Genomic DNA, 12,496 nt, shown 5'->3' on the forward strand with positions numbered 1-12,496 from the left:
AATAACAAGAGGAAATCAAGCCTTAAGGGTAAAAGAAAAATGGCGGGATGGAGCGATGAGTTTCTTGCTGAACTTTTAGATGCACCATGGCAAAATGAAGATATTAAGTAATGCGTCAGCCCTGTTCGGTCATCATTAACTTTATTGTCCGAAAATAAGCAACCATATATACATTAATAATAAACCAAGATACAATGTACAACAACACGTTTGGAAATATATTCCGTCTGACAAGCTTCGGCGAATCGCACGGAAAAGGCATAGGAGGAGTAATAGACGGCTTCCCTGCAGGAATACATATAGATATGGATTTCATACAGAAAGAACTCGACAGAAGAAAGCCGGGACAGTCTGCCATAACAACGGCACGAAAGGAATCGGACCAGGTGGAATTTCTTTCGGGCATATACGATGGAGTTTCTACAGGATGCCCCATAGGTTTCGTGGTATGGAACACCAACCAGCATTCAGGCGACTATGACAATATGAAGGACGTTTTCCGCCCGTCGCATGCCGATTTCACATATACACAGAAATACGGACTGCGCGACCATCGCGGAGGAGGCCGTTCATCGGCACGCGAAACTATATCACGCGTTGTTGCAGGAGCATTGGCAAAAATAGCCTTGAAACAGCTGGGAGTTGAGATTACAGCTTATACATCACAAGTAGGCGAACTCAAACTCGACAAAGATTATACCTCATACGATTTGAGTGAGATTGAAAAGAATCCGGTAAGATGTCCGGACCCTGTTATGGCACAGACCATGGCTGAACTCATTCTGAAGACCAAGGGTGAAGGCGATACCATAGGAGGAACTGTGGACTGCGTGATAAAGAGATGCCCTATAGGTCTCGGCCAGCCGGCGTTCGGAAAACTACATGCAGCACTCGGCAATGCCATGCTCACAATCAATGCCGCAAAAGGATTCGAATACGGTCAGGGATTCGGCAACATGAACATGAAGGGAAGTCAGCAGAACGACATTTTCTATAATGAGAACGGAAAGATAGCATTCCGCACAAACCGTTCAGGAGGTATTCAGGGCGGTATAAGCAACGGACAGGACATATACTTCAAGGTTGCATTCAAACCCGTTGCAACAGTACTCATGGAACAGCCTACAGTGGATAAAGACGGAAACGAAACAATCCTCAAGGCGAGAGGGCGCCATGACCCGTGTGTACTTCCAAGAGCAGTACCTTTAGTGGAAGCTATGGCAGCCATGACCATACTCGATTATTATCTGTTAAACAAAACAACAACTCTATAACCATGGAAATAAGGAAATACATTGAAGAAAACGAACAGCGTTTCATCGACGAACTTTTCAGTCTGATACGCATACCTAGCATCAGTGCCCTGCCTCAGCATAAGGAAGATATGCTGGCATGTGCCGAAAGATGGAGACAACTCCTAATCGAAGCAGGTGCAGACGAAGCTATTATCATGCCTTCGCAAGGCAACCCATTGGTATATGCCGAAAAGAGAGTAAGTCCTGATGCGCCTACCGTATTGATATATTCACACTACGACGTGATGCCTGCCGAACCGCTCGAACTCTGGAAAAGCAATCCGTTTGAACCCGAAATCAGAGACGGACATATCTGGGCCAGAGGTGCCGACGACGATAAAGGTCAGGCAATGATTCAAGCCAAAGCATTCGAATATATGGTGCGCGAAGGCCTCCTGAAGCACAACGTAAAATTCATTTTCGAAGGAGAAGAGGAAATAGGTTCACCTAGTCTTAATGCTTTCCTGAAAGAACACAAGGAACTGCTTAAGGCTGACGTGATATTAGTATCGGATACAAGTATGCTTGGCAAGGACCTCCCGTCACTAACTACCGGTCTGCGCGGACTGGCATATTGGGAGATAGAAGTCACAGGTCCCAACCGCGACCTTCATTCAGGACACTTCGGTGGTGCTGTGGCAAATCCTATCAATGTACTTTGCAGCATGATAGACAAGATTACTGATGCCGACGGACGTATCACCGTACCTCATTTCTACGACGATGTGGAAGATGTTCCAGCAGAAGAACGCGAGATGATTGCAAACATACCTTTCGATGAAGAGAAATACAAGAATGCCATCGGAGTAAAAGCATTGAAGGGCGAAAAAGGATATTCAACTCTTGAACGCAACAGCTGCCGCCCTTCGTTCGACGTGTGCGGTATTTGGGGAGGATACACAGGCGAAGGCTCGAAGACTGTACTTCCATCGAAAGCATACGCAAAAGTATCGTGCCGACTTGTTCCACACCAGAACCACGAAAAGATTTCACAGCTTTTTGTTGACTATATCAACGAAATAGCTCCTGAATACGTACAGGTAAAGGTTACCCCTATGCATGGTGGCGAAGGCTATGTATGCCCTATTTCACTTCCTGCATATAAGGCAGCCGAAAAAGGATTCGAAAAAGCATTCGGCAAGAAACCATTGGCTGTACGCCGCGGAGGAAGCATTCCTATCATAAGCGATTTCGAACAGATTCTTGGAATAAAGACAGTGCTGATGGGATTCGGACTTGAAAGCAATGCCATACATTCGCCGAACGAGAATTTCCCTCTCGACATATTCCGGAAAGGAATTGAGGCAGTTGTTGAGTTCCATAAGGAATACAGCAGTCAGCAATAAATTAATACATATAAAAAAACGGTTTCATCATCATTTTCAGATACATGAAACCGTTTTTTCATTTATATAGTTGCTTTATTCAGGTAAAGCTACAATTCCCAACTTCTTCTTACCATCCATCTTCACAGCCAATGGCGACTCAAATCTCACCCAGCGCAGATATTTGGTTTCTTCCACTGCAGGCAGACTGTTCAGGAATTCCTGATTATAGATACCGTCGTTCATAAACGCATTTATGGTGAAATATCCCACGCCGAATGATGTCAGATTCTGGAAGAAGTGAGTTCCCTGGCTCGGATCAACACGATAATTGGTCAGCCCTGCCTCAACTATTATTCTTGCAGCAGAGATGTTAGGCCACTTTACCGATATGCCTAACCACGTATCGCTACTACCCCATCTGCCCGGACCTACAAGTACATAGTGCTTTCCTTCGTCGAGGAATCTCTTGTTCAGTTTCTCGATATCGTATGCTATAAGCTGATTGTTCGAAGCTGAATATCCGTCAGTCTTGACATAAACTATATCACAGATATCATCCATTGCTCCATGACCAAGCGAGTTCTCACTCTTCAGTATTATCTTGTCTTCAGGAATCAGACTCAAGTCTTCATCCAGGTCTGCCTTGATATCAACCATCGGACGTATCTGAAGGAGATAGAAAACTCCGGTTTTGTTGTTCGCATCAAAGTTTACGGCGAACTCAATCTCCACAGGTCGACGCATCTCGCCCTGACCATACTTCTGCGCTAACTGCAACAGGCGTGGCAACGGGAAAACATCATGCTGAAGAATATTTGCAAACGTAATGACCTTTCTTCCGCCCGGATAGATACCATCACGTATCACCATATCGTACGGGTCGTATGTTGACGCTATATAGTTCAGTGAACCATCAGCCTCAGCATCCTTGACATGCAGTTTCAAAAGATTGAATCCATCATCAAGCGAGAAGTTATGCCCCGTGTTTTTAAGGTCGAGAGCATAGAAGCGGGTCTGTGTCTCGCGCAATGCTATATCCATTTCGCTGGTCTGCAACACCTTGTCCGGATGATAAGGACATACTCGCAACGTAAGTCCTCCATCGACTATATATTTTCCGAGTCCCAACGCAAGACTCACAGTTCCTTCTTCCGCTAGTTCGTCGTTTATAGGATAATAGTTAAGCGAACGGGCAACACCCGAAATGGCAGGATAATATCTGTCGCCATACTGTGTACCGACTACTTCCTGAAGTATGACAGCCATCTTTTCCTGATCTATTACGTTGCTTGTGGCCTGCATATAAGCTTTACTATCCTTATAGAAAACAGATGCGTATACACCTTTTATGGCATCGCTCAGCATACGGAGCATCTCGTACTTATCCTCCATATATGGTATCATATATGTGGAATAAATACCGGCGAAAGGCTGGTAATGAGAGTCTTCAAGCAAACTTGACGAACGTATGGCAAGTGGAGATTTCACGACATCAAAGAAAGCAAAGAAATCTTCTACAAGTCTGTCCGGCAGTTTGGCACGGAGGAAAGCTCTCAATATAGTCTCATCATCGGCATCGCTCAGCGCCAGCTGATAAAGACGGTTACTGTCCATAAACTCATCGAATATATCAGTACAGAGAACCACAGTCTTTGGAATAGCTACTGACGCATTTTCAAAATCTTCGAAGTCCGGATGACGCTTTATCATATTGTCGATAAAGGCCAGACCACGCCCTTTACCTCCCAAGGAGCCTTCGCCGATACGTGCAAAATTGGAATAACGGTCGAAACGCTCGCGTTTGAACTCTGCCACTACCCCCTGATTCTTCATCTTTCTATAGCGGACTATAGCCTCGAAAATTATCTGCCTGTGGGCATCAAGGTCCTGAAGAGAGTCCCAAGTGATTTGCTTAAGAAATTCTGCCACCGGGAAAATAGCACGTGAATAAAGCCAACGAGACACATGGTTGCGGCTGATATGATAATGGAATGAATCTGCCGGAATGGAGAATACAATATTCTGCAGTTCCTTGAGGTTATGTACTCTCGCCACTTCTTCCTTGGTCTTTGGATTGATAAAAACAAAATCTCCGAAACCGAAATTATCCGAAACAGCCTCACGAAGGTCTATATTCATCTTCTTTGAGTTCTTGTCAACAAAAACTGCCTTACACTCATCGGCATACTTACGGTTATCTTCCTCCGACGACTGGAGTATAAGCGGCATGAACGGATCACGACTGCGCACTTCTTTTAGAAGTTTTACTCCTGCAAGTGGATCTATCTTGCCGTCATGAGGGAATCTGGCATCGGATATTATTCCCAACACGTTATTGCTGAACATCTCATAAAGGTGCATAGCCTCTTCGTATGAACGGGCAAGGACAATTTTAGGTCGTCCGCGCATACGCAACGTACGCTGGTGCTCGTTCAACGCTTCAGTAGCAAACTCCTGACTTTGCTTAAGCACGAACTTGTATAGATTAGGAAGAACAGACGAATAGAAACGTATCGAATCCTCCACAAGCATTATCATCTGCACACCTACTTCCTTTATATCGTGCTCCAGATTCATCTTATCCTCTATCAACTTGATGATTGACACAAGAAGGTCCGTATTACCAAGCCAGCAGAACACATACTCGAACACACTGAGATCCTCATGCTCCATTCTTTCTTTGATACCATGCGAGAACGGAGTAAGAACCACGATAGGTATATGCGGATATTTGGCTTTTATGTCTCGGGCAATATCGAATGTGTCGCTGCTGTCTGTTCCTGGCATACAGATTACAAGATCGAAAGTAGTATTCCCCAACTGTTTCCATGTTTCTTCCGGAGTGGAAACCTGAGTAAAACGTGGAGGATAACGCAAACTGAGATTCATATATTCTATGAATATCTTTTCGTCTATACGTCCGTCGTCCTCCAGCATGAAAGCATCATATGGATTTGCCACCAGCAAAACATTGAAAATTCGTTTTGTCATCAGATTGGCAAATTGAGTATCTTTAAAATAAAGCTGATTTAACTTTAACTTACTGAGCATAGTATTATATGATTTTATTTTCTTAATAACAAAAATCGGTATTTCAATTGACTTATGCAATAAATCCTTCTCAAAAAAGTGGATTGAGGTCAGTGATGCATATTCAATTCAAGCAAAACAGGCAGATGGTCGCTATATCCTCCTTTATACCTCATGCCGTTATACATACGGAAAGGAGTAGTGCCACCATACTTGTCGTCCTCCTCCAGGAGAAAAGGAAAGTCAATGATGCATGCCTTGGAATAACCGGTCCGTATATTACCTTCTCCCAACAAGTTCCCATTTACTATAATCTGGTCCAGTATTCCCCACTGACCGCGATAACGGTACGTACCTCCTTCCCTGCCATCCATAAGATTGTATAACGCATTTTTCTCAATAGTATCTCCCGGTCTGGAAGCAGCAAGCACATCCGATATTGACTTATTCTGCGGATAGTCATTGAAGTCACCCATTATTATAACATTTGGATTTGAACGCATGTTCATGATGCTGTCTGCCGCCGATTTCAATATTCCTGCAGCCATGAGTCTGAACTTTTCGGATTTTCTCCATCCTCCGGAACGTGAAGGGAAATGCACTAGAAAAACATCCAGAGTGTCACCTGTCACGACACGCCCCGATGCATGGAGGATATCGCGTGTTGGCCGTCCGCCGATACTAACGGTTGGAACATGAATGAATTTTTTGTTCAGGAGTCTGAAAGTATAAGGCTGATAAAGCAAAAGCACATCAATACCTCGTTCGTCGGGCGAATCTGTAATTATATATTCATAACCGGCTTCTTTCAATTGGGAATATCCTACAAGTGTTTTAGCACAGAACTCGTTTTCCACCTCACAAAGCCCTATGACATCGGGAACATTCTCGCGCGAGGCAGAAAGTATGACACGGGCTATATTCTCTATCTTTTTTCTGAATTTGCCGTAATTCCATCCCCTAGGACTGTCCGGCATAAATTCCAAATCATATTTAAGGGTATCGTGACGGCAGTCGAAAAGGTTTTCCACATTATACTCCATCACCAGAAAAGACTGTTGGGCAGCAAGGTTCAATGATATGAACCATGCTACCCAACAAATCAATATTCTTATAAAGCCCATAATCAAGCTTTAACTGGTATATTCTTCAAAACATCAAGCAAATGTCTCCAGAACTTGTCCACTGTAGGAATAAGCATTCTTTCATCAGGTGAGTGTACTCCACGCAATGTAGGACCGAATGAAACCATATCAAGAGAAGGATATTTCTCGAGGAACAGACCGCATTCCAATCCTGCATGGATAGCTTTCACTTTAGGTTCTGTACCGAACAAAGCTTTATAACTGTCAACAGCCACTTTCAGGATTTCAGACGAAGGATTTGGTTTCCATCCCGGATAGCCATCACCTGTAGTTACTGTCGCTCCACCAAGTTCGAATGCAGAACGTACTGTCTGCGACATATCCATACGTGAAGACAAAATAGAACTGCGCTGACTTGTAACAACCACAATCTGTCCGTCGCGCATCTTGATAGAAGCAAGGTTAGACGATGTTTCAACCAATCCTTCCATATCCTGACTCATGGCAAACACACCATTATGCACTGCATGGATAGAATTGAGGAACTTGGTCATTGCAGACTTCTCGATCACTTCCGGCAAAGCTGTTTCCGACTCAAGATCCATTCTGATGTTAGGCTCAGTAACAGAGAATTCATTTTCCACGTCAGCAAGGAATATATTCAAATCCACTCTTACCGATTCTTTATCCTTCATAGGAACGGCACACACGGCATGAGCCTCGCGAGGTATCGCATTATGAAGGTTTCCTCCATCTATTTCTGCGAGATACAAGTCGTATTTCTGTGAGATCTGCATCAGATAACGGTTCAATACCTTATTGGCATTGGCACGTTTCTTATTGATATCATCTCCCGAATGACCTCCCGTAAGACCTTTCACTGTAACACGGAAGAAGAAATAACCTTCAGGCGATTTCACCATAGGACATGGGAACTGGGCAGTTGTTCCGGCACCTCCGGCACATCCGATAAACAGTTCGCCTTCGTCTTCAGAGTCAAGATTAAGAAGAATATCTCCGTTCATAAAACCTTCTTTCAATGCAAATGCTCCTGTAAGACCTGTTTCTTCATCCACTGTGAACAGACATTCAACAGGACCATGCTGCAAATCATCTGATGCCAGTACAGCCAGCTGAGTTGCAACACCGATACCATTGTCCGCACCGAGAGTAGTACCTTTAGCCTTCAGCCATTCACCATCAATATATGTCTGGATTGGGTCGTTTTCGAAATCATGTACAGTATCATTATTCTTTTCGCAAACCATATCTATATGCGACTGCAGAATTACGGTCTTTCTGTCTTCCATTCCAGGAGTGGCATTCTTTTTTATCAGGACATTTCCGGCTTCATCCACTTTATATTCCAATCCTTTGCTTTCGGCAAAAGCGATAAGATAAGCACGGATTTTCTCTTCCTTTTTAGAAGGACGGGGAACCTGACATATTTCGTCGAAATAATGAAAAACAATCTTAGGAGTCAAATCTTTTACTTCCATAATAATCAGTATTAAGCATTTATGTATTTATTTTTCTATGTAAAAATAAGTTAAATAAGCCGATTTACACCTTTATATTGACTTTTTTAAAAGCATTCTGAAGTTTTAATCGTAACAAAACTATATATTTGCACCACAAAAATAGTGAAAGGTAAGCGGAGAGGCAAATTAAAAACATAGTTTTTCAATTCAGACTATCCGAAACAGCATCCTGTTTATTATAAAAACCATAGCAATGCTTAAAATAATACTCGCTACACTTATAATAGTAGCTGTCTGTATAGCACTATTATGCGTAAAAATACTGTTCAAGAAGAACGGACGTTTCCCTAATACACATGTTAGCGGAAGTAAAGCCATGCGTGAAAGAGGCATCGGATGCGTACAATCGCAGGACAGAGAGCAGCGTAAAACCAATCCTAACGCCATCTCGGAAAGACAGAAAAATGAAGAAGAAGAATAATTAACTTAAATGATATAGAAAATTTATGAGAAAGACTAAGTACATCCTCAAAGGATTTTTAGCTGTGGTTATGGCTGTAATGTTTGTACAGTGTGCAGGAAACAATGGTGAATCAACACAGACAGCAGCACCTGTTGCAGCTACCGGTACAACAAACATGAAGATTGCATACGTAGAAATAGACTCGCTTCTTACAAAATACCGTTTCTGGAACGACCTGAACGAACTTATGATTAAGAAGGAAGAGAATATCCGTACCACTCTTAACGAAAAGGCTAAAGCTCTTGATGCAGCAATGAAAGAGTTCCAGCGTAAATACGAAAACAACGGTTTCGTAAGCGCAGAAAGTGCTCAGCAGCAGCAGAACCGCATCATCAAACAGCAGCAGGATCTTCAGGCTTTGCAGGAAAAACTCAGCAAAGACCTTGCTGACGAAAACCAGAAAAACAGCCTTCAGCTGAGAGACTCTATCAACTCATTCCTTAAAATCTACAACAAGGATAAAGGTTATAGCTTAATTATCAGCAACACAGGTTTCGACAACCTTCTTTATGCTGATCCTGCATATAATATCACACAGGAAATTGTTGACGGACTTAACGCACGTTACTCGGGTATCAACAAATAATAACTTTTTAAATAGTGTTTAAACAGCATTTAAACACTATTTAAACACTATTTAAAGCACAAAAAGAAAATAAAAAAAGGTGGATTTTTTCCACCTTTTTTTATTTTTGTATCGAACAAAAGCTATGTCTAGTTTGTTTTATAACTAAATCACGACAACATACAACGATAGACATTATGGAAACTTTTAACGAATTAATATCTTCATCAGACGTACCTGTAATTGTGGATTTCTTTGCTGAATGGTGCGGTCCCTGTAAAACCATGTCTCCTATTCTGAAACAGGTTAAAGATATGCAAGGCGACAAGGTGCGAATAGTAAAAGTAGATGTTGATAAAAATAATGCACTGGCCATGCAATACAGCATACAGTCTGTACCTACACTGATGATTTTCAAAAACGGAAAACAAATGTGGAGACAGAGTGGAGTAATAAACGCTGGAGAGTTGAATAAAATCGTAGAAATGTTCAAATAAAAAATAATTAAACACTCATTTTTCATCATTTATTGTTCAAATAAAACAGCCATCTAATTCGCAACATTATGTTTATGAATTAGTTGGCTGATTTTATTATTTTATTTTTTTATTTTATCCCATGAAGGAGGATTGACACCCATAAGATGCTTTACAAAAAAGTCATATCTTTTATGTTCACCGAAGTCATCACCCATAGTATGACGTGCTCCCGGAATAACAACAAGTTCGAAATCTTTACCTGCTTTAATCAAAGCATTAACCACCTGCATTGTTGAAGCAGGATCAACATTATCATCCATTTCGCCTACCACAAGCATCAATGGTCTGGTAAGTAAATGTGCATTATCAACATTCGAACATGCAGAATAAGACTCATCAACCGGATATCCCATCCAAAGCTCATTCCACCATATCTTATCCATACGGTTGTCATGGCATCCACAAGCCGAGTATGCAGCCTTATAGAACTCAGGATGGAATAAAACCGCACCTGTAGATTCCTGTCCCCCAGCTGAACAGCCAAATATTCCTACTCTGTCAATGTCCATATAAGGATACTTCTTTGCCGCAGCCTTTATCCATGCGATATGGTCTGGCAGTCCGGCATCCTTCAGATTCTTATAGCATACTTCTTCAAACTCCTTTGAACGGAAAGATGTAGTCATTCCGTCAACCTGAACAACAATAAATCCCAGTTCTGCCAGAGATGTCATCCACCAGTTATATGAAGAGAATATTTTAGGAACATACTGGTTGCATCTTTACGTTCAAATAGGGGATGATTCTACCGCATATTCAATGTGATTGTAAAGGCTGCCAAAACTCATTTGGTAATTGTTGAATGCGGTTTGAGTGTTATCCAAGCTTTTTTTGTAGATAATTTTTCTTTTTTGTAGGAAATGCTTTATTTTTGGCATTTAAAAAATACAGATAATTTGCAATGCTATGAAAAGGCTTATATTGAGTTTATTTTTGATTATTGGAAATTCTGTTGTGCTTTGTGCCAATACATGGGATACATGGGATATTGATTCGTTGTTGTCAAGACTGGAAGAGGTAATAGAAGAACGTTCTATTTATATTGTTGGTAAGGAACAAAGATTGGATAACCTGAAAAAGAAGTATGCGTTGCTTTCGGATGATAGGGAACGTTTTGAATTGCTTGGTGTATTGCAGGAAGAATATAGTTCGTACAATGCTGACTCTTGTCTGATTGTGACACAAAAACGTTTGGAAATAGCCCGCTCTTTGGGTGACAAGAAGCTTCTTGACTTTGCCCGCATGAGCATGGCCGAAGTGATGGGTGTAGCAGGCATGTACAAGGAAGCTGTCGAGCAAATGGATTTGGTGGATATAAACACCTTGCCTGACTATCAGCGCGGATATTATTACCATATTCTGCGAACGGTATACAGTTGGTTGACCGACTATGTGGTAATACCCGAGAAAAAAGAGCGTTACAGAAAAGAAATGATTACTTATGGTAACTTGTTGGTGCAGTTTTACGCAGCCAATAAAGATTCGCTGGCTTACGCTTTGAGCATGAGCCAATATTATAACCAATGTGGAGAATATGATAAAGCCATTAAACAACTTCAATCTTATTACAAGCAGATTGGAAAGAATGATTTTCGAGGCATAGCTTTTTGGGCTTATACTATGTCTGAATCTTATTCTTTGAAAGGCGACAAGGAAAACGAGAAGAAATATCTTGCCATTGCGTCCATAGCCGATTTTCAGGCGCCTGTACTTGAATATGCAGCACTACCCAAATTGGCGGTGCAACTTTTCAGAGAAGGCGATGTGGAACGTGCTTATATTTACTTAAAGGTATGTATGGAAGATGCGGTAGCCTGCAACGCGCGCTTGCGTATTCTTAACATCCTTCAGATTTTCCCGATAGTAAACGATGTGTACCAGCAACAAATTACCAGCCGCCAAAAACAAATGATGTGGGCACTGATTTCCATCAGCCTGCTTTCTTTTTTCCTTCTGTTATCTGTTTTTTATGTTCGTAAGCAAATGAAGCGCGTAATGATTGCCCGTAGGGAACTGATGGAAGCCAACAAGCGGTTGAAAGAATTGAATGAAGAGTTGCATAATTCTAATGAAAAACTGAAAGAAGCTACTCACAGCATTGCTGAAAACTCGTATTTGAAAGAAGAGTACATAGGACGCTATATGGATTTGTGTTCTACTTATATTGAGAAAATGGACACTTATCGCCGACAGTTGAGTAAAATAGCATCGACAAGCAGCAAGAATGAATTGTGCAAGTATATTAAATCGTCCAAGTTCATCGAAAGTGAGTTGAAAGAGTTTTATGCCGAATTCGATGATACTTTCTTGCAGCTGTTCCCCACGTTTGTCGAAGATTTCAATTCATTGTTGCAACCCCAAGAGCGCATTTATCCGAAAGAAAACGAACGAATGAATACTGAGCTGCGTATTTTTGCCCTGATAAGGCTGGGTATTACCGACAGTGTGAAGATTGCCCATTTTTTGCGCTATTCGGTGACAACCATTTATAATTATCGCACAAAAGTGCGCAACAAGGCTGTCGGTAGTCGTGATGAACTTGAGCGGATGGTGGCTAAAATAGGTAAACTGAACAGGTATATTTAATATGTTTGCACTACTTTTTCAATAGTATGCGGAAATGTTATATTATTGATTTATAGTATTATAC

The 12,496-nt window shown here is 41.7% G+C and carries 9 protein-coding genes and 1 pseudogene; 6 read left to right on the forward strand and 4 right to left on the reverse strand.

Features of this window, described 5'->3' with window-relative positions:
• The first annotated feature begins 194 nt into the window (after window positions 1-194).
• Entirely contained in the window at window positions 195-1,274 is a 1,080-nt protein-coding gene (gene aroC, locus I6E24_RS12910; protein ID WP_235328947.1) for a chorismate synthase, read from the forward strand.
• Between the two features lie 2 nt (window positions 1,275-1,276).
• Window positions 1,277-2,641, forward strand: coding sequence for a dipeptidase (locus I6E24_RS12915; RefSeq protein WP_235328949.1), 1,365 nt, complete (start codon window positions 1,277-1,279; stop codon window positions 2,639-2,641).
• A 75-nt stretch (window positions 2,642-2,716) separates the two neighbouring features.
• On the opposite strand, the gene I6E24_RS12920 is transcribed toward I6E24_RS12915, so the two are convergent.
• The 3 genes from I6E24_RS12920 to I6E24_RS12930 all read right to left on the reverse strand — a co-directional run bounded on the left by I6E24_RS12920 (window position 2,717) and on the right by I6E24_RS12930 (window position 8,237).
• A complete protein-coding gene (locus tag I6E24_RS12920; RefSeq protein ID WP_235328951.1) occupies window positions 2,717-5,674 on the reverse strand; it encodes a PEP/pyruvate-binding domain-containing protein in 2,958 nt (985 codons plus the stop codon).
• Between the two features lie 89 nt (window positions 5,675-5,763).
• Window positions 5,764-6,777, reverse strand: a complete 1,014-nt coding sequence (locus I6E24_RS12925; protein WP_235328952.1) for an endonuclease/exonuclease/phosphatase family protein — start codon at window positions 6,775-6,777, stop codon at window positions 5,764-5,766.
• Between the two features lie 2 nt (window positions 6,778-6,779).
• Window positions 6,780-8,237 carry an aminoacyl-histidine dipeptidase gene (locus I6E24_RS12930; RefSeq protein WP_235328953.1) on the reverse strand — a complete coding sequence of 486 codons (1,458 nt, stop codon included), beginning with the start codon at window positions 8,235-8,237 and terminating at the stop codon, window positions 6,780-6,782.
• Window positions 8,238-8,472: 235 nt separating this feature from the next.
• On the opposite strand from I6E24_RS12930, the gene I6E24_RS12935 reads away from it, so the two are divergent.
• The 3 genes from I6E24_RS12935 to trxA all read left to right on the forward strand — a co-directional run bounded on the left by I6E24_RS12935 (window position 8,473) and on the right by trxA (window position 9,804).
• On the forward strand, window positions 8,473-8,700 hold the full coding sequence (locus I6E24_RS12935) for a hypothetical protein (RefSeq protein ID WP_154043896.1): 228 nt from the start codon (window positions 8,473-8,475) through the stop codon (window positions 8,698-8,700).
• A gap of 25 nt (window positions 8,701-8,725) precedes the next feature.
• Entirely contained in the window at window positions 8,726-9,328 is a 603-nt protein-coding gene (locus I6E24_RS12940) for an OmpH family outer membrane protein (protein ID WP_154043897.1), read from the forward strand.
• A gap of 176 nt (window positions 9,329-9,504) precedes the next feature.
• Window positions 9,505-9,804, forward strand: coding sequence for a thioredoxin (gene trxA, locus I6E24_RS12945; protein ID WP_235328954.1), 300 nt, complete (start codon window positions 9,505-9,507; stop codon window positions 9,802-9,804).
• Window positions 9,805-9,905: 101 nt separating this feature from the next.
• On the opposite strand, the pseudogene I6E24_RS12950 reads toward trxA, so the two are convergent.
• A pseudogene (locus I6E24_RS12950) lies at window positions 9,906-10,562 on the reverse strand (S9 family peptidase); the annotation flags it as partial.
• Window positions 10,563-10,752: 190 nt separating this feature from the next.
• Here I6E24_RS12950 and I6E24_RS12955 point away from each other — a divergent pair.
• Entirely contained in the window at window positions 10,753-12,432 is a 1,680-nt protein-coding gene (locus I6E24_RS12955; RefSeq protein ID WP_235328955.1) for a DUF6377 domain-containing protein, read from the forward strand.
• Window positions 12,433-12,496: the final 64 nt, after the last annotated feature.

This window comes from Bacteroides caecigallinarum, assembly GCF_021530995.1.
Taxonomy (GTDB): domain Bacteria; phylum Bacteroidota; class Bacteroidia; order Bacteroidales; family Bacteroidaceae; genus Phocaeicola; species Phocaeicola faecigallinarum.